Consider the following 22,011-nt stretch of genomic DNA (forward strand, 5'->3'; position numbering starts at 1 on the left):
CTTCCTATTCACTTGCAATAAGTTCTTCTCCGGCGTCTAAACGAACCGAAACAAGTTTAGATACCCCTGATTCTTGCATTGTTACACCGTACAACACATCAGACTCTTCCATTGTACCTTTTCTATGTGTAATTACAATAAACTGCGTCTCATTACTGAATTTCTTTAAATACTGTGCAAAACGAGCTACATTCGCCTCATCAAGGGCTGCCTCTACCTCATCTAGTACACAGAATGGTACTGGGCGTACTTTTAAAATACCAAATAAAAGCGCAATTGCTGTTAAAGCACGCTCTCCACCTGAAAGTAAACCTAAGTTCTGCAGTTTCTTCCCTGGCGGTTGTGCTACAATATCAATACCCGTATTTAGTAAATCCTCTGGATTAGTCATTACTAAATCCGCTCTACCGCCTCCAAATAATTCAGAGAATACCGATTGAAACTCCATTCTAATGCCTTCAAACGTAGTAGAAAAGCGTTTTTTCATTTCTTCATCCATTTCGGTAATAAGCTGGTGCAATGTCGCTTTCGCTTCTTCTAGGTCGTCTCTCTGCTCTAGTAAGAATGTATGACGCTCCGCTACACGTTCATATTCATCAATTGCCCCTAGGTTCACTGTACCTAACTCTTCTATAGATAATTTGATTAATTTTACTTTCTTACGCGCATCTTCTGCAGGCATTGTCATTGTATATTTTAGTTTTGCCGCTTCAAATGAAATCGTATATGTTTCACGTAAATGTTGTAATCTATTTTCCAACTCTACATCAAGTCGATTTATTCTCACTTCTTGATCTTTCAACATTTCAAGAATATATTTATGTTTACCTGTCGTTTCTTTCAAATTGCGCTCTAAATGTTCTACCCTCTCTTGCAACGATACACGTTGTTCACGACGAGAGCGAATTAATTCTGAAGTTTGATTACGATCATATGCTTTCTTCTCAATCATATTCGTAATTTGCTCTTCACCACTTGAATTAGATGTCATTTCTTGTTTTAAGAACGCTAAATCCTCTTTCGTTTTTACAAGTGTCGCATCCGTTTCTTCTTTTTCCTTCGTCAATCGTTCAACTTTTTCTTTTTGATTAAATAAGCGTTGTTGCTTTTCAGCTACCAGCACTTTTAACTCCGTCATTTCTTTTTGAACTTTTTCTTTCGAAGAATGTTGCTCACTTTTTTGTTTTGTTAAAGCTACAATTTTACTATCTAACTTAGTGATATCAGCTTGAAGATTCGTTAAAATCCCTTCTAACTCCTCTTTACGCCCTTGCATTTTTACTCGATCTTGTAAAAACCCTTCAATCTCTAAATCATAAATAGACAATCGATCATTAATACGATGTTCTTCTAATTCTAGACGATTAATCTCTTCTCTTAATTTCTGCTCATCTACACGATCTACTTCTACAGTTTGCCTTAGTTCGCGTATTTTCACTTCTTTTTCTTGAATCTCTTGTTTTACTGCTTTAACAAAGTTTTCTAACTTCATTGTTTTTTCTTCCATATCAGTTAACTTGCGAGTCCACTCTTCCAGTTCACGTTGGCGTCCTAATAAAGAAGATTTCGCTTGCTTTACCGCCCCACCAGTCATAGAACCGCCAGGATTCACTACATCACCTTCGATTGTTACAATGCGATAACGGTATTGCAGTTGTTTCGCCAACTCATTTGCTCCGCGTAAATCTTTCGCAACAATAACCGTACCTAATAAATTTGAAACTACATTTTCATATTTATTGTTGTACTGCACAAGTTCTGCCGCCACACCTACAAACGATGGGTGTTGATTTGCAATGCGTAATTGCTCAAATGATAAAGACCTGCTTTTAATAACAGCTTGCGGTAAAAACGTTGCACGTCCATGTTTATTTTGCTTTAAAAATGCTATCGCATTACGAGCATGCTCCTCTGTTTGTACAACAATATGCTGCATCGCTGCACCTAGAGCAATTTCCATTGCAACTTCGTATTCTTTCGGTACCGTTAACAGTTCCGCAACAGCACCCTCGATACCTTGCAACCTATTTTCTCTAGCTTTCAATACTTCACGTACACCTTGATAGAATCCAGAATAATCTTCTTGCATCTCTTCAAGCATTTCTTTTCGAGAACGTGCCTGTTGCACAAATTGATATGCTTGATACAGTTTTGTTTCATTTTCACTATACTGCGTCTTACATTTCCCAAGCGCCGCCTCTGTCTTCTGTATGTTTGAGAGAATGCCAGCTACTTTTTCTTTCGCTTGTTCGTAACTTTCTACAAGTTTCGTCTTTTTCGCTGTAATTTCCATACGCATTTCTACATATTTCGCATTCTCTTCATCTAGACGCTCGTTTTTAGACGTTTGCTGTTTAGATTGTTCTTCAATCATAGATAATTCATTACGATGACTAGCTTGTTGATTTAAAAGCTCAATATAGTCACCTTTTAAATTCTCAATCTGTTCCTCTAAATTGTCAGCAAAAGTAGCAAGCAGTTGCTCATTATCATGCAATTTTTGCTCCAACTCTTTTACTTCATTCACAAATTGCATTAAAGCTTCTGTACTTGACTCAATCTCACCATCGTAACTTTTAGCTTTCTCTGTTAATTCAACAATTAACTGCTCAAGTTGCGCACAATGCGTCGTAGCATTTTGCTTTCTCTCTTTTAACAACTCGCGCTGCCCTTCAAGTTTTTCTAGCTCTTTACTAGAAAGAAGAAGTACTTCTTGCAACGAGTCTACAGACTCATCTACCGCTTGTAATTGTCCTCGTAATTCCTCAAGCTCTTCTTCACTTTTTTGTAAATTCGTTGACATTTTAGCTTCTTCGTTTTTATTATGCCCAAACTGATTTCGAAGCGCTTCCCATTTCTCGTGCAATTCTTCAATTTCATGGACAATAAGCGCAGCTTCTACTTTCTCTAATTCTTCTTTATTCTCAAGATAATCTTTCGCAATAGAAGCTTGTCTTTCTAAAGGTTCTACTTGACTACTTAATTCATGAATTATATCTTGTACACGATTTAAGTTTTCTTGTGTTTCTGCTAATTTCCCTTCAGCTTTCTTTTTGCGAAGTTTGTATTTTAGTACGCCTGCCGCTTCTTCAAATACACCTCGACGCTCTTCTGACTTACTACTTAAAATCTCTTCCACTTTCCCCTGGCTAATAATTGAAAAAGCTTCTCTTCCCATACCAGAGTCCATAAATAAATCGATAATATCTTTCAATCTACATGATTGTTTATTAATATAAAAATCACTATCACCTGAACGAGATACACGACGTGTTACACACACCTCATTGTATTCAATTGGTAAACGTTGATCTTCATTATTTAAAGTTATTGTTACTTCAGCAACATTAACCGCTCTCCTCGTATCACTGCCTGCAAAAATAATATCCTCCATCTTTGCACCACGTAATGATTTTGCAGATTGTTCACCAAGTACCCAGCGAATTGCATCAGTAATATTACTTTTCCCGCTTCCATTAGGTCCTACTACAGAAGTTACACCTGGGACAAAATCAACAGATACACGCTCAGCAAAAGACTTAAACCCTGCTATTTCTAATCTTTTTAAAAACACGAAAGGCCTTCCTCCTATTCTCCGTCGTTATAAATGTTCTCTATACAAAAACAAGTATTATACGGATTTACCTTCTTTTTCATTATAAACAAAAAGAAAGTTTCATTCTATGCACAAGGAATCCCCCTCATTCAAAGGGGGATTCCTTATAGTTGTTCTTTTAATTTTTTCAATGCTTCTGCAGCAGCTTGTTGCTCTGCTTCTTTTTTCGACTTACCACTACCAAGACCTAAAGCTACGTTATTTAACGTAACACGTGACACAAATTCTCGATTGTGAGCTGGTCCTTTTTCTTGCAAAATTTGATACTCAACATTGCCACTGCCATCACGCTGAATCAATTCTTGCAACTGACTCTTATAATCCATCACATGAGAAAAAGCACCCTCATTAATTTTCGGATATACAATTTCTTTTAAGAATTCCCAAACTGTTTCTAGCCCTTGATCAAGATAAAGGGCACCAATAAACGCTTCAAAGACATCCGCTAATAAAGCTGGTCGTTCACGTCCACCTGTCATTTCTTCACCTTTTCCTAATAAAACAAGGCTACCAAATGACAATTCGTTCGCAAAACGAACAAGAGATGGCTCACATACAATAGCTGCACGTAGTTTTGTTAACTCTCCTTCGCTCATTGTCGGATATTTTTGAAACAGATACTGCGATACAGTCAGTTCCAATACTGCATCTCCAAGAAATTCAAGACGCTCATTATCTTCATGCGGTTTTTTTCGATGCTCATTCACATACGATGAATGCGTAAATGCTTGAATCAATAATTTTTCATCTGTAAACGTAATACCTATCTTTTCTTGAAACACTTTAAATGCTTCACGATATTTTGTTTCGTATTTTTTTTCTCTATATTTTCGGTACGGCATAGGTCCCTCCAGATATAAGCCAGAAAGCCCCGCTAAAAAACGGGACTTCACTTAAGCATTATAGATGACTCTCTATGTAAGTCACAGCATCGCCAACAGTAGCAATCTTTTCAGCATCTTCATCAGAAATTTCCATTTCGAATTCATCTTCTAATTGCATTACAAGTTCTACTACATCTAGGGAGTCTGCTCCTAAATCTTCCTTGAAGCTTGCAGCTGGTACTACCTCAGTCTCTTCTACTCCTAAACGATCAACGATGATTTTTGTTACGCGCTCTAAAACATCTGCCATTCCATTCACCTCCCCTCAAATATTATATTAAATATTGACCAAAAAAACTAGGTGAAATCGATTCTTTTATTACATTACCATACCGCCATCAACATTTAACGTTTGACCTGTAACATATTTGCTTTGATCAGAAGCAAAAAACGTTACAGCATTCGCGATATCTTTCGCTTCACCAAATTGAGCAGCTGGAATAACTTTTAACATTTCGGCTTTAATATTCTCATCTAGTACATCCGTCATATCAGTCGCAATAAAGCCCGGCGCAATTGCATTCACTGTAATATTTCGACTTGCTAACTCTTTTGCAGATGTTTTTGTTAATCCAATAACACCCGCTTTAGCAGCAACATAGTTAGCTTGTCCTGGGTTTCCTATAACACCAACAACCGAAGCGATGTTTATAATTCTACCGTGACGTTGACGCATCATATAACGAGATACTGCTTTTGTACATAAGAATACACCTTTTAAGTTTGTATTAATAACTGTATCCCATTCTTCTTCTTTCATACGCATTAATAAATTATCTTTAGTTACACCAGCATTATTTACAAGAATATCAACTTGTCCAAATGTATCTACTGTTTGTTTCACCATATTTGTAACATCATCAGCATTTGCAACATCTGCTCTTACCGCAATTGCATCAGAACCTAATTTTTTAATTTCATCTACTACTTCATTTGCTTTTTGTTCATTACCAGCATAATTTACTACTACATTTGCCCCTTGTTTCGCTAAATCAATCGCAATCGCGCGACCAATTCCACGTGAAGCGCCAGTTACTAATGCTACCTTCCCTTTTAACATCAGTTTTCTCCTCTCAAATTTGAAATGGTATCTTTTAATGTCTCTTCATCGTATATCGCATATGCTTTTACTGATGAATCAATTGACTTCATAAGTCCAGCAAGTACTTTTCCAGGTCCAATTTCAATAAATGTATCTACTCCCTGGTTCACCATATATTCAATAGACGGGTACCATAATACAGGCGAATAAAGCTGTTCGATTAACTTTTCTTGAATGTCTGCACCCCGTGTAATAACTTCCGCCGTAACATTTGCAATAACAGGAATATTCGTGTCATGAATTGTAATTTCATTTAAAACACTTTGGAACTTCTCAGCTGCCGGCTTCATAAGTGAAGAATGGAATGGCCCACTTACTTTTAGTGGAATCGCTCTCTTTGCACCATTTTCTTTCGCTCTTTGAGAAGCAACCTCTACGCCTTGCTTCGTTCCAGAAATCACAATTTGCTTCGTACTATTCATATTAGCGATTTGCACTGCATATCCTTCACTTGTTACTTCTTCTGTAACTTGTTTCAGCATATGTGGGTCAGCACCTAATATAGCTGCCATTGCGCCTTCCCCGCCCGGAACAGCTTCTTCCATATATTCGCCACGTTTCCTTACAGCATATACAGCATCTTCAAAAGTTAATGCACCAGCTGCTACAAGAGCACTATATTCACCTAAACTATGACCAGCGACAAAGTCAGGTGTAATGTCATACTCTTTCAAAGCTGTCAAAATAGCAAAACTCGTTGTTAATAATGCAGGCTGCGCATTTGTTGTTAATGTAAGCTTTTCCTGCGGTCCTTCAAAAATCACTTCTGAAAGTGAATCTTCCAACACCTCATCTGCTTTTGCAAACACTTTTGCAACCTCTTTATTATTCTCTGCTAATTGTTTACCCATTCCAACTGCCTGTGAACCTTGGCCCGGAAAAAGAAATGCTATTTTTCCCATTTCAAATCCTCCTCTTATTGGAGTGACTCTTTCTCCATTACGCTTGAAATCGTAGGAATTACTTCTTTCGCTACCATTTCTCTCGTTTGACGAATCGCACTAAATATCGACTGATCATTAGAAGAACCGTGAGCCTTAATGACAGGTGCTTTCAATCCAAATAATGCAGCTCCTCCATACTCCGAATAATCCATTTTATCTTTTAATACCATAAGTTTTGGCTTTAATACCGCCGCTGCTAATTTGCTCGTAAATGAACTCATTAACTGTTCTTTCAACATAGAGAATAGCGCAAGTGCTGTTCCCTCTAATGATTTCAACGCTACATTCCCTGTAAAACCATCACATACAACAACATCTGCTACACCTTGCAATAAATCTCTTGATTCAACGTTCCCCACGAAATTAATTGGCGCATCTTTAAGCATTGCAAATACTTGCTTTGAAAGCTCGTTTCCTTTTCCATCCTCTGTTCCAACGTTTAATAGTCCAACGCGAGGATTTTCAATTCCTCTTACCTTCTCAGCATAAACAGATCCCATTACTGCATATTGATATAAATGAATTGGTTTTGCATCAACATTTGCTCCAACATCTAACATAACAAAACCTTTTCCATCTACAGTTGGCATTGTAGGCGATAAAGCTGGTCTCTCAATTCCTTCCATACGACCGACTACAAATAATCCAGCTGCCATTAAAGCTCCTGTACTACCTGCGGATATACAAGCGTCTGCTTCTCCATCCTTTACTTGTTGTGCCGCAAGCACCATTGAAGCTTGTTTTTTTCGACGAACCGCTCTTACTGGTTCCTCCGTTGATTCTATTTTTTCGTCTGTATGAAGAATAGTAATTCGTTCATCACTCGTTAAGTATTGACGAATTTCCTCTTCTTTCCCTACTAACGTAATATGTAAATCAGAATATTCCTTAATAGCTTTCATTGCCCCTAATACTACAGCCTTTGGAGCGTGATCTCCGCCCATTGCATCTATTGCGATTTTCATAAGTTGTTACCTTCCTCACTATAATTACTAGATCGATACATTTCAAAAGTGCCTGTAAAAACAAGTTCTTCTCCAACGAAGCTACGCACTTTGACAACCGTCCGTCCTTTATCATTCTCTACATCTTCAACGCGCGCTTTTGCAACAACACGCTCTCCTAATTTTACAGGGCGAATGTATCGAATGGTAGACTTTGCAGTTAAAGCTAATTCTTCATCAATAACCGCAACAGCTAGTGAGTTTGCTTGCGCAAACAGATGATGCCCACGAGCGATTTGATTTCTTTTAAATACATGTTCTATCTTTACTTCAAAGATAGAGATTGCATGTCTATCTAATTCAATATCAATAATTTCTCCAACAACCTCTTCTAACGGTAAAGATTTCACATCTTCTTCATGTTGCTTTGTAGCTACATGTTTAATTCTCTCTCTTAATTCAGGAATAGACAATTCCATACGATCAAGTCGTACCGTTTGTATACTCACTTGAAATTTTTCCGCTAAATCTTCATCCGTAATAAAAGGATTTGATTCGATTGTTTGTTGTAATAACTCTTGTCTTTCTTTTTTACTTCTTCTTTTTTTCATACCGCACCATCCATTTTTATGACTAGGTACTAACAGTAGTATATAATCATTAAAAGTAGAATGCAACAAAAACTTTTGTTGACTCCCTTTAATCGAGCTTCTCTCCTTGGAACACACCTGTCCCATCAAGATACGTACGCAAGGCAGCATACTGATCATTGTGCCAAAACGCTTCTGAATCTACTAGTATCGCCGCATCTTGCCTTGCCGTTTCTAACGCTCGATAATCATGTACCATGTCAGCAACCTTAAATTCTGGTAAGCCACTTTGCTTACTCCCAAAGAAATCTCCAGGACCTCGTAATTCTAAATCTTTTTCTGACAATACAAATCCATCATTTGTTTCAGTCATTATGCGCATTCTTTCTTTCCCTGTTTCTGATTTAGGGTCTGCTATTAATAAACAATATGATTGTTCACTACCACGGCCGACACGCCCTCTAAGCTGATGAAGCTGCGATAAACCGAAACGTTCTGCATCATAAATAACCATTACAGTCGCATTCGGTACGTTCACACCTACTTCAACAACTGTTGTCGATACAAGAATTTGTACTTTATTTTCACTAAACTGTCCCATTATCTCTTCTTTTTCCTGAGACGATAATCTCCCATGCATCAATCCAACTTGGCATTTCCCTTGGTAATGATGCGTCAGCATACTATGTAAGTCGATAGCATTTTGCACATCAAGTTTCTCAGATTCTTCAATTAGAGGACAAATAACGTATGCCTGTCTTCCTTTTTTTATCTCCTTTTCAACGAAACCGAGAACGCGATCTAACATATCATGTTTTGCCCAGTATGTTTCAATCACCTTTCTACCTGCTGGCATCTCATCGATTATCGAAACATCCATCTCTCCAAATGCAGTAATTGCAAGCGTACGCGGAATTGGTGTCGCTGTCATAAATAATACATCTGGACTTTCACCTTTCTCCCGTAAAACTCGGCGCTGCGCTACACCAAATCGATGCTGTTCATCTGTAATAACGAGACCCAACCTATGAAATATAACTTCATCTTGAATTAAGGCATGCGTTCCAACAAGAATATCTATTTCTCCTTGTTCTAACTTCGCTAAAATTTCTCGACGTCTCGCCCCTTTAACAGAACTTGTTAACAGTTCCACCTTCATACCAAAATGCGAAAACGTTTCAGCAAGCGACTGATAATGTTGCTCAGCTAAAATTTCTGTAGGAACCATTAAAGCACCTTGATAATGAGCTAATTTCGATGCATAAAGACCAATCGCAGCAACAACTGTTTTCCCAGAACCAACGTCACCTTGCAATAGTCGGTTCATCCGATAAGGAGATGTCATATCTTTCAAAATTTCATCTACAACTCGGCGCTGCGCACCCGTTAATGGAAACGGCAGTGCATCGATAAATTCTTGTAATTCTGCTGACGGAATCTCTTTCTTCGTCCCTTTTGAATTTTCCCTCTCCATTTTCCGGAGCGTTTGCATTTTCAGCTGAAATAAGAAAAATTCTTCATATACAAAACGGCGACGCGCTTGCTTCAAATCTTCCTGTCCTACCGGAAAATGCAATGCCCTGAGCGCTTCATATCTTGGTAATAATTTATATCGCCCTAACAAACCATCCGGTAACACTTCGACTATAGAATCTCCATATTCCTTTAACGCTTGAGCAATAAAACGACGCATCTGTTTTACTGTAAGTTTCCCCTTTACTGAATAAACAGGTTCCACTTCTTGTTGACGTACAACCGGTCCAAAATGAAGTTCTGATACAGCAATTGTTTGACGATGTTGATCCCATTTACCAGTAATCGTTATCGTTTCATCTAACTTTAATTTTTGCTTATAGTAAGGCCTATTAAAACATACCGCCGTAATTAAATAACGACCGACGAGAACACGAACTGTTAAACGCGATTTCTTCTTACCATAATATTGCAGCAAAGGAGCACTATGAACCTTCCCTTCAACCGTTACACGTTCATCATGCTTTACTTCAGCAAGATCTTTCATCGCATAATCTTCATAACGGTACGGAAAATGTTCTAATAGATGAGAAACTGTATAAATACCCATCTCATGTAGTAACTCAGATGTTTCTCCTCCGATCCCCTTTACATCCGTAACAGGAACTTGTACAACATCATTCAAGATTCTCACACCCCGTCACATTATTTTCTTTATTGCATTTTATTTGAGTACCAATTAGCATCTGTAATCGCTCTCTTTCACCTTATATATTCTATCATAGGCATTCTAAGAGAAACTACTCAAATCCCTTATATAAAACAAGTAAAAAAGAGCCTCACTATTAGCAGCAAGGCTCTTTTCTCTCTTCAATATGCTAGCCTTTTGAATAAAAACTAGTAATAAACTTCATATTACTACTTCTTATCCATTAGCAAGTAAGTAATCCATTTATTTTCAAAACGAATCTTATCTTATTCTACAGAGAAGATGAAAGAATACACTGGTTGGTTTCCAGCATGTACTTCTACTTCTGCATCTTCAAATTTCTCTTCTACAAATTCAACTAACTCCGCTACTTCTTCATCAGTTGCATCTTCCCCTTGTAGAATCGTTACGATTTCAGAATCTTCATCAATAAGCGCTTCTAGTAATTGCTTCGCAGCTCCTACCTTTTCAGCATTTGTAGATACAATTTTCCCATCTGCAATACACATGAAATCATCTTTTTGAATTGCTACACCATCAATTTCCGTATCACGTACAGCATACGTAATTTGACCTGTTTTCACATGAGATAAAGCTTCTTGCATGTTTTCTTCATTCTCTTCTAACGTTCCAACTGGGTTAAATGCTAACATTGCTGCCATACCTTGAGGAACTGTTTTCGAACGAACAACAATAACTTCTTGATCTACAACTGATGCCGCTTGTTCTGCTGCCATTACAATATTTCCGTTATTCGGTAAAATAATGATTTTTTCAGCATTTGCTTCTTCAATTGCCTTCACGATATCCTCCGTACTTGGATTCATCGTTTGACCGCCTTCGATAACTTTCGTTGCGCCAATGCTCTCAAATAAAGTTTTAATACCAGAACCCATAGCTACAGTTACGATACCATATGGTTGTTTTTCTTTCGATTGAGCTGGTTGCTCAGGAACCATAGTAGGTTCATCTAACAAAGCAGTATGCTGTTCACGCATATTTTCTACTTTAATCTTAATTAAACTACCGTATTTTTGCCCGTAGTTCATAGCGTCTCCAGGATGTTCTGCATGGATATGAACTTTTACAATTTCATCATCAGACACAACTAGTAGAGAATCACCATATACACTAATATCTTCACGGAATTTTTGTTCAGAGAAATTATGCTCTTTCACCTTTTCAGCCTCTAATTTCACCATGAACTCCGTACAATATCCATACTTAATATCTTCTGTACTCAATTGGCTTTGTACACTACGGTGATGTTCTGCGCGTACCATTTCATTCATAGATGGTTGCGTCGGTCCATCAGAAGAAATCGTTTCTCCTTTTAAGTCAGCTAAAAACCCTTCGTATACCACTACAAGACCTTTACCACCGCTATCTACAACGCCAACTTGTTTTAATACAGGTAATAAATCTGGCGTACGATTTAACGATGCGTTTGCTTCTTTCACAACGTCTTCCATAAACAAAACAAAGTCGCGCTGTTTTTTCGCAACTGTTACTGCATATTTACCCGTTTCTCTTGCAACCGTTAAAATCGTTCCTTCAATCGGTTTCATAACCGCTTTATAAGCCGCCTCTACTCCAGCTTCTAGTGCTGCAGCAAAATCAACTGTTGTTAATTCTTCTTTTTGTTCAATGGATTTAGAGAAACCACGGAACAACTGAGATAAAATAACTCCAGAGTTACCACGAGCTCCCATTAATAATCCTTTGGCTAAACTTACGCCGACTTTACCAGCATGCTGTGAAGGATTTGCTTTCACTTCACGCGCACCTGAAGTCATAGATAAGTTCATGTTTGTACCGGTATCGCCATCTGGAACTGGAAATACGTTTAATGCATCAACAAGCTGAACATTATTTGTTAAATTATTCGCTCCTTGCATGATCATTTGTGATAAACGTTTTCCATCAATTTTTTGAATTGACACAGATTTTCCTCCTTAATGCACATTACAAGTTTATTACTTTAACTCCTTGTACGTAGATGTTTACAGAATCTACTGCTAGTCCTACAGTTTGATCTAATGTATATTTCACTTTCGTCTGCACATTATGTGCCACTTCTGAGATTTTCGTACCATAGCTCACAATAATATACATATCAATATGTACTTCATCTTCATCTTTACGAACAATAACACCTCTAGTGAAGTTTTCTTTTCGTAAAATGTCTGTTAATCCATCTTTTAACTGATTTTTTGATGCCATACCTACGATACCGTAGCAATCTACCGCGGCACCTCCAGCAATTGTTGCAATTACATCTGTACTAATATCAATTTGACCGTACTTCGTTTTAATTTCAATTGACATCTCGTTTCCCCCTTCATAAATGGTGAAAGTGAGCTAGACTACTTTAGTTACTATCATATAATCTTTTTAAAGAAAATTCCATCGTTCTTTCTTTTCACTCTCATATTTTATGTTTTAAATTACACTTTTTTATGATGAGCAAAATAGTCCATTGTTATTATACAACATGTACCACTATAATATGTCAAGCAATTTTTATGGATTTCAACTTTTCTTCATTGACATATAGTGTCAAGTAAATTTTCTTGATTTCTTTTTTCTACGGTGTTGCATTCTCTTTTTAGTTGTGTTAAATTATAGTAGTGTTTTTAGCATCGCATAAAAGACTAACATTGAAAAATTACGTATGGTAAGGTATCAAGGGAGGGAAATATAAATGGCTCGTGTTTGTGCTATTACTGGAAGAAAAGCTCGTTCTGGTAACTCTCGTTCTCACGCAATGAACGCTACAAAACGTAAGTGGGGCGCTAACCTTCAAAAAGTTCGCGTACGCATCGACGGAAAAGTTCAACGTGTTTACGTTTCTGCTAGAGCATTAAAATCTGGCAAAATCGAACGTGTTTAATAATAAAAAAAAGAGCCGATAGGCTCTTTTTTTACTATAACAATGGAAAAAGCACCGGTGATAGGTGCTTTTTTTAATCTTTTTTGAAGGTATTTAACATTGCACGAACAATTCCACCAAGAAATTTAGGTAACTTAATTGTATAAAATCTCATGGTTTCCCTCCTAATCCCCATTACTCCACTTGGTCACTATATGATGTAAGGAGCAAAATTGTTTCTTCAATCAGTGCTTCTTATCAACATTAATATGCCAGAAGTAAATGAAAAAGTACCTTTTTCCTCAACGAGTTCGTTACTAATACAAAGTGTTGATCCCCACTCTATTGTTTTATTAGTAAGCGGGTACTTAAAACCAAACAATGTAATCCCTTCCACTATTTCAGTAACTGGTACAAAAGATACATAAGGAAAATTTTTATTTTCTTCAATTATATGTGTACCCACTTTTTTAACTGTTATTTCATTTTTATTGTCCACAATACACATTTCTATCTCTACTTCTAACCCTTTTAAAAGCATCTGTATATTTGCCAAACCGTGATCAAGCCTTCCACCGGTAGCACCAAAAATACGAATTAGTGCCGGCTTCTGTCCTAATGCCCAGTTAATTGCAATTTCTAAATCCGTTTGATCTTTTTCTCGCGGAACAATATGTAATTCGTTCGTTTGCTGTCCCATCCATACTAATTCTTCTTCGGTAACTGAATCGTAATCTCCAAACGCAACAGCCGGTGTAATCCCTTTCTTTAATAGACGGTATACTCCCCTATCAACCGCTGCCCACACTACTTCCTCATCCTCATATCGAGCAAAATCTGCACAATATTCCGAAGGTCCTCCTGCCAAAATATGAATAATCATTTTTTCTTCCCCTTCCATTGTAAAAAGGCAATCTGCCATTCGGTAGATTGCCTTTTTACATATTTTTACGCTATCCTATGAATACCTTACTAGGATAAAGTTCATCACTACCCACGAATTAAGCGAATTGCTTCACCGCGGTCTTTTTGATTGTATACTGCTGATCCAGCTACAAGTACATTTGCTCCTGCTTCCACACAAAGTCTTGCTGTTTCAGCATTTACACCACCATCAACTTCAATTTCTACTTCTAGATTGCGCTCTTTCACCATGTCTGCAACTTGTTTAATTTTCGGTAATACAGAATGGATAAACTTCTGTCCACCAAATCCAGGGTTTACTGTCATAAGTAATACCATATCTATATCTTCTAATACATGCTCAATTACTGAAACTGGCGTATGTGGATTTAATACAATGCCCGCTTTAATACCATGAGATTTAATTAACTGAATTGTACGATGTAGATGTGGACACGCCTCTACGTGAACAGTAATAATATCCGCTCCCGCTTGTGCGAAAGTCGGGATATAGTTATCAGGATTTTCAATCATTAAATGTACATCTAATGGTAATGATGTAATTGGACGGATAGCTTCTACAATTAACGGTCCAATCGTAATATTTGGTACGAAATGTCCATCCATTACGTCAACGTGAATGTAATCCGCTCCGCCCTTTTCTACATCTTTAATCTCTTCCCCTAATTTTGAAAAATCTGCTGATAAAATCGATGGTGCAATTTTAATCATAACTAATACCTCGGCTTTCTCTCTCTAATTTCTTCTACGAATTGTTTATAGTTCTTATAGCGATATTCTGTAATCTTCCCTTCTTCAACCGCAGCTTTCACCGCACATTTCGGTTCAGAAAGATGTGTACACCCTCTAAATTTACAGTATTGGCTCGCTTCTTTCAACTCTGGAAAACAATATGTAAGATCTTCTACTTCTATATCAATGAAATCTAGTGAACTAAAACCCGGTGTATCTGCTACTAGTCCACTCCCAATTGCAATTAATTCTACGTGTCTTGTCGTATGCTTCCCGCGTCCTAAATGGGAGGAAATATCATTTGTTTTCAGCTCTAATTCTGGACGTAGCACATTAAGCATTGAAGATTTCCCCACACCAGATTGACCCGCAACGACAGAAACACAATTTTCTAAGTATGGTTTTAATATATCAATACTTTCTGACGTATTAATAGAAGTAAATAAAACATCATAACCCATCTCACGATAATCATTCGCATAAGCTTCAACAGTTGCTTTCATCTTTTCATCTACTAAATCCATCTTGCTAATACAAATAATTGGCTTAATGTTATGATATTCAATCAGCACTAAAAATCGATCTAACAGTCCAGGATTAAAATCTGGTTCTACTGCAGAGAACACAAGGATCGCTTGATCGACATTAGCAATAGGAGGTCTAACAAGTTCATTTTTTCGATCAAACACTTCAAGCACATAACCTTCAGTTGGATTATCTGCCTGAAAAACAACTTGGTCTCCTACAAGTGGTGTAATTTTATTTTTTCTAAATACACCTCGTCCACGACATTGCGTAACCCCTTCTTCATGCTGCACGTAATAAAACCCACTTAAAGCTTTTATAATTTTTCCTTCTGGCATAGAATTCTCCTTTTTTGTATAAGGTGATGCTGAATTTAAAAATGAATGGATTTAAATTTTCTAAATAACGATTTCAAAACCTACCATATATACTTTTGCTAATATACATTAAATTTCCCATTAAATGCAAAAAAATATTTACAGCTGCATCACTTTACTAGCTTTTTGAATCATATATTTTTGCCTGCTATACCGTCCACTTTGTAGACAGCATAACAGGCAATAATAATAAGTAGACTTTCACTATTATTGAGTTGGATATGGTACTTCTTTATCAATAATCGTTACTCCATCTCGTACAATTTTATAGTGTCCCTTTGAACCTTCTTGAATTACAAATTCTAAAGAAATAGTCGCTGATTCAGTAATTGTTCTCGTTTCAACCGGTCTATCCATTTTTTGCTGCATGTCTTCTTTATAAATTTCTATTGTTTGCGGCTTTTTTTCACCTGTTACAGCAGGCTCATATGGGATAGAGATATTGTCCAATTTTACCGTTTTAGTCACTTTAGGCTTTTGACCATCAGAGATAATAATAGTTACTTTATCTCCCTCTTTTAATGGTGTACCTGGTTTTGGAAATTGCGAAATTACAAGTCCTTTTTCGACTGTATCTGAATACTCTCGTTTTATATCTGACGTTAGTTTTCTCTCATTCAAATAACCAGTTACACTATTTTCAGTCCACCCCGAAAAGTCACCTGGTCTAATTTGATAAGGACCTTTACTTACCCAGATTTTCAGTTCTTGCTCCGCTTCTATAACCATTTGATCAGGCGTCGGAATTTGCTCTACAATTTCACCTTTCGGCTTATCATTTTCAATATAATTTACTGTAACTTGTTTATATTTTTCTTCTAACTCAGCTTTTACACTCTCAAAGTTTTGCCCTGTGAAATTCGCCATCTTACTTTTCTTTTTCCCACCTGATTGATAGATAGTAATTTTAGCGTTTTCTTTTACGACTCTTCCTGCTACAGGGTCCGTTTTTATTACATCCCCAACTTCAACATCATCTGTATATACAATATTAGGCTCCGTCACCTCAAAGCCCTTTTCTACTAATGTATTTACAGCTGTCGTGTATTTCATACCAGCCACATCAGGAACTTTCACATCTTTCGGAATAAATAATCCTGGAATAACCGTAAGCGCTAATGTTATTCCTATTGCTAAAAATAAAAATGTTGAAATTAAAACTTTAAGCCACTTGTTACTCCGTTTTTTCTTCTTATCTAACTCAGCTGCTTCTGCTCTTATCGGTTCTTCCACCTTACTCCCTTTTAAAACAATCGTTTCATCACTTACATTTTCAAATAATTGTTCTTGTTGAATAATCGGAATCGCTTTCGTCGCTTCCATATCTTCTGGTATGTAAAACGGTTGCTCATTTATCCTCTCTGGATATAGCGCAGTTTCAATATCTCGCTTCATCGCATTGGCAGATTGATATCGATGGAACGGATCTTTTGCAGTTGCTTTTAATATAATATTTTCAACACTTTGCGGAATATTTTCATTCCATCTTTTTGGTGATGGGATTTCACTTTGTAAATGTTTTAAAGCTATAGCAACAGCAGATTCGCCAGAAAACGGTTGTCTTCCTGTTAACAATTCAAACATAACTATCCCAAGAGAATAGATATCTGATTGTTTATTTGCTATTCCGCCACGTGCCTGTTCTGGTGATAAATAATGGACTGAACCGAGCACTGAATTTGTATGTGTAATTGTTGTTGCACTTGTAGCTGTCGCAATTCCAAAATCTGTTACTTTTATTATTCCATCAGCTCGAATTAAAATATTGTGCGGCTTTATATCACGATGCACAATTTCAAAATGATGGGCGTGTGCCATAGCGGATGTTAACTGCTCCATAATATCAAGAGCTTCTCCTATAGGTAACATCCCTCGCTCAATTATGTATTGCTTCAATGTTTGCCCTGGTACATATTCCATGACAAGATAGTATATACCATCTTCTTCTCCGACATCATACATATTCACAATATTTGGATGCGACAACGTTGTAACAGACTGCGCTTCTCGATGGAAACGTTTAATAATCTCTTCGTTATTTGAGTAGTCGAGTCTTAATATTTTTACCGCTACATCTCGGCCAAGTATATCATCATGAGCTAAATATACATTGGCCATTCCGCCACCACCAATCATTTTCAGCAGCTTATAACGGTCATTTAAGCGTTTTCCAATCAGCACGTTGCACTTCACCTACTTTCGTTTGTCGAACCCGCATAATCAATAAGAACAAGTGTGATATTATCTTCTCCACCGCGATCATTTGCCAATTGAATGAGACACTGCCCTTTACCTTCAAGCTGTTCATTTAACTGTAAAATTTGTCGCATATCATCAATAGAAACTTTGTTTGATAACCCATCAGAGCAAAGAAGTAATTGATCATCTTCCTCAATCACCAACGTTTTAACATCTAACCCAACTTTTTCTTCTGTTCCTAATGCTCTTAATAACACATTCTTTTTCGGATGATACTCTGCGTCTTCCTTTGAAATTTCACCATGTTTCACCAGCTCATTTACAAGTGAATGATCTTCCGTTACTAGCGTCATTTCTCCTTCTGATACCATATAGCAACGACTATCTCCTATATGCCCTATTGTCACAAAGTTTGGTGTACAAACAGCTATTATAAGCGTTGTTCCCATACCATTACATTCTGCATTTTGCTGAGCATATTCATATATACGCTCATTAATAATCCCAACACTAGTATGTAACCATTGTTCTACTTTTTTCGGCTCATTCATATTATGTGTTTGCTTCCAATAATCATGGAATAATTGAATGGCCATCGAGCTAGCTACATCACCAGCTCGATGACCTCCCATTCCATCTGCTACTACCGCTAATACATTTCCATCTAAATTGTGAAAAACTCCTGCACTATCTTCATTATGTTGACGAACTTTTCCTTTATCCGATAGAAATACGGCTTTCATCTCGTCACCTCGTCTCTTCTTTGCGCTCCTTCGCACGCAACTGACCGCAGGCTGCATCAATATCATGACCTTGTTCACGGCGAATCGTTACATTCACTCCACGATCTTTTAACGTTTTCTCGAACAAGAAAATTTGTTCACGTGGCGTACGTACATAATCACGTTCAGGTACGTAGTTTACCGGAATCAAGTTCACATGACATTTTACACCTTTTAAGAGCGCAGCAAGCTCTTCAGCATGCTCTACTTGGTCATTTTCTCCTCCAAATAATCCATATTCAAAAGTAATACGACGCCCCGTTCTATTTACATAGTATTTAATAGCTTCCATTAAATCTGGTAATTTATAAGCACGGTTAATCGGCATTAATTTTGAACGTAATTCTGAGTTTGGAGCATGCAATGAAATCGCAAAATTAATTTGTAGATCTTCTTCAGCAAACTTATAAATTTTCGGGATAATTCCACTCGTCGAAACAGTCATATGTCTCGCACCAATATGAAGTCCTTTTTCATGGTTAATGATGCGTAAGAATCCCATTAAATTATCATAGTTATCAAATGGTTCTCCAATCCCCATAACAACAAGAGAACTTACACGTTCTTCTGTTTCATCAAGCGCACGCTGAACTTCTACTACTTGCGCTACGATTTCTCCAGCTTCTAGGTTTCGCTTTAATCCACCAAGTGTCGAAGCACAGAACGTACACCCAATACGACAACCAACTTGCGTTGTTACACAAATGGAATTTCCATATTCGTGTCGCATTAATACCGTTTCAATAGAATATCCGTCATATAATTGGAATAAGAATTTAATTGTTCCATCCGAAGACGTTTGTTTTACTAACGTTTTTAAAGTAGTAATATCAAAGGAATTCGACAATTTATCACGCAATCCTTTAGAAAGGTTTGACATATCCTCATAATTTTTTACACGTTTTTTATATAACCAATCAAAAATTTGTCCAGCACGGAACTTCGGTTCTCCTTGTTCCTTTAACCAATCTTGCATTTCATGAAGTTGTAAAGAGTAAATTGATGGTTTCTTCGTTTCTAAATTTTTCTTTTGTTTTCTTACAGTCGTTTCCATGATGCTACACCTTCTTCCTTAAACAAGCAATATAAAAGCCATCCGTCGCAAAATAATGCGGTAAAATTTGCACTTGACCTTCATCAATATACGGAGTTAATTTTTCTGGCATACGCTCTTTAAGCGTAGTATCCCATTCAAATTCAGGATGTTCTTGTAAAAATTTCTCTATTACTTGTTCATTTTCTATTTTCTCAATTGTGCACGTACTATAAACAAGACGACCGCCTTGTTTTAATAATGGTGCTATTTTTTCTAGTATTGCAATTTGAATCGTCGATAATCTTTCACTATCGCCTTTATCTTTTCCTAACTTAATATCAGGTTTACGTCTAATTACACCAAATCCAGAACACGGTGCATCTACCAATATTTTATCAAACGTTTCATTTGCAAAGTGCTCTTGCACTTTTCTAGCATCTAGCGCTTTAGTTTCGACATTTTCTAGACCAAGTCGCTCTGCTTGCTGTTTAATTAAACGTACTTTGTGTGCATGTAAATCAAGGGACATGACCTTACCAGTTCCCTTTAATCGTTCCGCGATATGCGTTGTTTTTCCGCCTGGAGCAGCACAACTATCAAGAACTGCATCTCCCGTATTCGGTTCTAAAGCGCGTGCTACAAGCATAGAACTTTCATCTTGAATAGAAAGAAATCCTTTTTTAAACGCTTCTGTATGCGCTACATTTCCTCTTTCAATCTGAATAGCATCATCTGATAAGTCACCACGTTTTGCTTCTATACCTTCACTTGCCAACAACTCAATCGCTTCTTCTACAGTTACCTTATCAACATTCACACGCGCTGTTGGTACAGGGGGTAACATGTTTACTTCGCACATTTTTTCTGCAGTTTCTAAACCGTATTCTGAAGTCCACTCTTGGACAAGCCAAACTGGATGACTTGTTGTAATTGCAAGACGTTCTACTGGATCCTTGATTTCATCTACAGAAGGTACACCTTCTCTCTGAATCGAACGTAATACACCGTTCACCATACCAGCAATTCCTTTATGCCCGCGACGCTTTGCAATCTCAACCGCTTCATGAATAGCCGCTCTTTCTGGCACTCGGTCTAAATAAATCATTTGATATAAAGATAAGCGAAGCAATACTCTTACCCACGCCTCAACCTTCTTTTTTAAAAAAGGCTGTAAATAATAATCTAATGTGTCACGACGTTGAATCGTTCCATATACAATTTCAGTTAATAAACCAATATCTTTTCTATCAATTGCACTTTTTTCAATTAGATTATTTAAAAGTAAGTTGCTATATGCACCACTTTTTTCCACTTGAATTAAACCATCAAGAGCTAATTCACGAACATTTTGTCTCATGCATTTTCTCCTAACTTCGTTCCAATTTCAGGTTTTGTTCCACGTAAAAATTGTGAACAACTCATACGCTTTTTACCAGAAGGTTGCAATTCAGTAATTTTAACACCTGTTTCATTACTCGTTGCTACAACAAAACCATCTTCTTCGATTGCAACAATCGTACCTGCTTCAGCCGGTTCAGTTATAGGCACTTTTTCCCCCCACCATACTTTAACAACTTGTCCTGCTAATGTTGTATAAGCAACTGGCCATGGATTCAATCCGCGAATGTGATTGTATACTTCTTCACCTGTTTTTGTCCAATCAATTTTCTCTTGCTCACGTTTTATATTGTACGCAAACGTTACTTCTTCTTCGTTTTGTTTAATCGGTTCTAACTTACCTTGAATTAATAAAGGCACTGTTTTAGATAGAAGGTGTGCTCCTGCTTCACTTAATTTATCAAATAATGAGCCTGTCGTTTCACGCTCTTCAATTTCAACTTCCACTTGCGTTAAGATATCACCAGCATCCAATTTTTCTACCATATACATAATTGTAATACCTGTTTTTTCTTTACCTTCCATAATTGCATAATGAATTGGTGCACCACCACGAAGTTCAGGAAGTAAAGAAGCGTGAACATTAATACACCCATACTTTGGTGCTTCTAAAATTTCATTTGGTACAATCTGCCCAAATGCAGCTGTTACAATTAAATCTGGCTCTAATGCCAATACTTTTTCATATTCATCTTTTTCACGAATTTTTAACGGCTGTAACACAGGGATACCATGTTTTTCCGCTTCAACTTTAACAGGTGTAGGTGTTAATACTTTTTTTCTACCTACTGGACGATCAGGTTGCGTCACAACACCTACTACCTCATAGCCATCTTCAATAAGACGACGAAGCACCGGCACTGAAAAGTCCGGTGTTCCCATAAACACTACTTTTATCATTTAA

The 22,011-nt window shown here is 37.1% G+C and carries 20 protein-coding genes; 1 reads left to right on the top strand and 19 read right to left on the bottom strand.

Annotated features, from left to right (window positions below; genetic code table 11):
* Nucleotides 1-4 precede the first annotated feature (4 nt).
* From smc to MHH55_RS13300, 10 genes are all read right to left on the bottom strand, one after another.
* Nucleotides 5-3,574: a chromosome segregation protein SMC gene (smc, locus tag MHH55_RS13255; RefSeq protein ID WP_000478973.1), complete on the bottom strand. Its 3,570-nt coding sequence runs from the start codon at nucleotides 3,572-3,574 to the stop codon at nucleotides 5-7.
* A gap of 146 nt (nucleotides 3,575-3,720) precedes the next feature.
* Nucleotides 3,721-4,458 (bottom strand): ribonuclease III, encoded by a 738-nt coding sequence (gene rncS, locus MHH55_RS13260; RefSeq protein ID WP_001146875.1) that lies wholly within the window; start codon nucleotides 4,456-4,458, stop codon nucleotides 3,721-3,723.
* Nucleotides 4,459-4,516: 58 nt separating this feature from the next.
* A complete protein-coding gene (acpP, locus tag MHH55_RS13265; protein ID WP_000786062.1) occupies nucleotides 4,517-4,750 on the bottom strand; it encodes an acyl carrier protein in 234 nt (77 codons plus the stop codon).
* 69 nt (nucleotides 4,751-4,819) lie between these two features.
* Nucleotides 4,820-5,560 (bottom strand): 3-oxoacyl-[acyl-carrier-protein] reductase, encoded by a 741-nt coding sequence (gene fabG / locus MHH55_RS13270; RefSeq protein ID WP_000911773.1) that lies wholly within the window; start codon nucleotides 5,558-5,560, stop codon nucleotides 4,820-4,822.
* Nucleotides 5,560-6,504, bottom strand: a complete 945-nt coding sequence (fabD, locus tag MHH55_RS13275; RefSeq protein WP_000515899.1) for an ACP S-malonyltransferase — start codon at nucleotides 6,502-6,504, stop codon at nucleotides 5,560-5,562. The genes fabG and fabD overlap by 1 nt, the downstream gene beginning before the upstream one ends.
* A 14-nt stretch (nucleotides 6,505-6,518) precedes the next feature.
* Nucleotides 6,519-7,511: a phosphate acyltransferase PlsX gene (gene plsX / locus MHH55_RS13280; RefSeq protein WP_000684100.1), complete on the bottom strand. Its 993-nt coding sequence runs from the start codon at nucleotides 7,509-7,511 to the stop codon at nucleotides 6,519-6,521.
* Nucleotides 7,508-8,101: a transcription factor FapR gene (fapR, locus tag MHH55_RS13285; RefSeq protein WP_000747348.1), complete on the bottom strand. Its 594-nt coding sequence runs from the start codon at nucleotides 8,099-8,101 to the stop codon at nucleotides 7,508-7,510. The genes plsX and fapR overlap by 4 nt, the downstream gene beginning before the upstream one ends.
* 88 nt (nucleotides 8,102-8,189) lie before the next feature.
* Entirely contained in the window at nucleotides 8,190-10,238 is a 2,049-nt protein-coding gene (recG, locus tag MHH55_RS13290; protein ID WP_001000816.1) for an ATP-dependent DNA helicase RecG, read from the bottom strand.
* 290 nt (nucleotides 10,239-10,528) lie between these two features.
* On the bottom strand, nucleotides 10,529-12,205 hold the full coding sequence (locus MHH55_RS13295; protein WP_078186358.1) for a DAK2 domain-containing protein: 1,677 nt from the start codon (nucleotides 12,203-12,205) through the stop codon (nucleotides 10,529-10,531).
* Between the two features lie 22 nt (nucleotides 12,206-12,227).
* Complete coding sequence (locus MHH55_RS13300) at nucleotides 12,228-12,590, bottom strand: Asp23/Gls24 family envelope stress response protein (RefSeq protein WP_000021109.1); 363 nt, start codon at nucleotides 12,588-12,590, stop codon at nucleotides 12,228-12,230.
* A 376-nt stretch (nucleotides 12,591-12,966) separates the two neighbouring features.
* Between MHH55_RS13300 and rpmB the strand changes: the two genes are divergently transcribed.
* The gene (rpmB, locus tag MHH55_RS13305; RefSeq protein ID WP_000124776.1) at nucleotides 12,967-13,155 is read left to right on the top strand and encodes a 50S ribosomal protein L28; all 189 of its coding nucleotides are present in this window, start codon (nucleotides 12,967-12,969) and stop codon (nucleotides 13,153-13,155) included.
* 73 nt (nucleotides 13,156-13,228) lie between these two features.
* Here rpmB and spoVM read toward each other — a convergent pair whose 3' ends face one another.
* From spoVM to fmt, 9 genes are all read right to left on the bottom strand, one after another.
* Nucleotides 13,229-13,309 carry a stage V sporulation protein SpoVM gene (gene spoVM / locus MHH55_RS13310; RefSeq protein WP_001213599.1) on the bottom strand — a complete coding sequence of 27 codons (81 nt, stop codon included), beginning with the start codon at nucleotides 13,307-13,309 and terminating at the stop codon, nucleotides 13,229-13,231.
* A gap of 66 nt (nucleotides 13,310-13,375) precedes the next feature.
* Nucleotides 13,376-14,056 carry a thiamine diphosphokinase gene (locus MHH55_RS13315; protein ID WP_002026234.1) on the bottom strand — a complete coding sequence of 227 codons (681 nt, stop codon included), beginning with the start codon at nucleotides 14,054-14,056 and terminating at the stop codon, nucleotides 13,376-13,378.
* Between the two features lie 68 nt (nucleotides 14,057-14,124).
* Complete coding sequence (gene rpe / locus MHH55_RS13320) at nucleotides 14,125-14,769, bottom strand: ribulose-phosphate 3-epimerase (RefSeq protein ID WP_000589971.1); 645 nt, start codon at nucleotides 14,767-14,769, stop codon at nucleotides 14,125-14,127.
* Nucleotides 14,770-14,771: 2 nt separating this feature from the next.
* Nucleotides 14,772-15,653 carry a ribosome small subunit-dependent GTPase A gene (rsgA, locus tag MHH55_RS13325; protein WP_001113932.1) on the bottom strand — a complete coding sequence of 294 codons (882 nt, stop codon included), beginning with the start codon at nucleotides 15,651-15,653 and terminating at the stop codon, nucleotides 14,772-14,774.
* A 246-nt stretch (nucleotides 15,654-15,899) separates the two neighbouring features.
* A complete protein-coding gene (pknB, locus tag MHH55_RS13330) occupies nucleotides 15,900-17,873 on the bottom strand; it encodes a Stk1 family PASTA domain-containing Ser/Thr kinase (RefSeq protein ID WP_340880774.1) in 1,974 nt (657 codons plus the stop codon).
* Between the two features lie 8 nt (nucleotides 17,874-17,881).
* Nucleotides 17,882-18,634: a Stp1/IreP family PP2C-type Ser/Thr phosphatase gene (locus tag MHH55_RS13335; RefSeq protein WP_000648701.1), complete on the bottom strand. Its 753-nt coding sequence runs from the start codon at nucleotides 18,632-18,634 to the stop codon at nucleotides 17,882-17,884.
* A gap of 4 nt (nucleotides 18,635-18,638) precedes the next feature.
* Nucleotides 18,639-19,727, bottom strand: a complete 1,089-nt coding sequence (rlmN, locus tag MHH55_RS13340; protein ID WP_000450540.1) for a 23S rRNA (adenine(2503)-C(2))-methyltransferase RlmN — start codon at nucleotides 19,725-19,727, stop codon at nucleotides 18,639-18,641.
* Between the two features lie 4 nt (nucleotides 19,728-19,731).
* Complete coding sequence (rsmB, locus tag MHH55_RS13345; protein ID WP_001249666.1) at nucleotides 19,732-21,066, bottom strand: 16S rRNA (cytosine(967)-C(5))-methyltransferase RsmB; 1,335 nt, start codon at nucleotides 21,064-21,066, stop codon at nucleotides 19,732-19,734.
* Nucleotides 21,063-22,007, bottom strand: a complete 945-nt coding sequence (gene fmt, locus MHH55_RS13350) for a methionyl-tRNA formyltransferase (RefSeq protein ID WP_000598804.1) — start codon at nucleotides 22,005-22,007, stop codon at nucleotides 21,063-21,065. Before fmt ends, rsmB begins: the two co-directional genes overlap by 4 nt.
* Between the last annotated feature and the right edge of the window lie 4 nt (nucleotides 22,008-22,011).

Source organism: Bacillus sp. FSL K6-2944 (genome assembly GCF_038005385.1).
Classification (GTDB): Bacteria; Bacillota; Bacilli; order Bacillales; family Bacillaceae_G; genus Bacillus_A; species Bacillus_A cereus.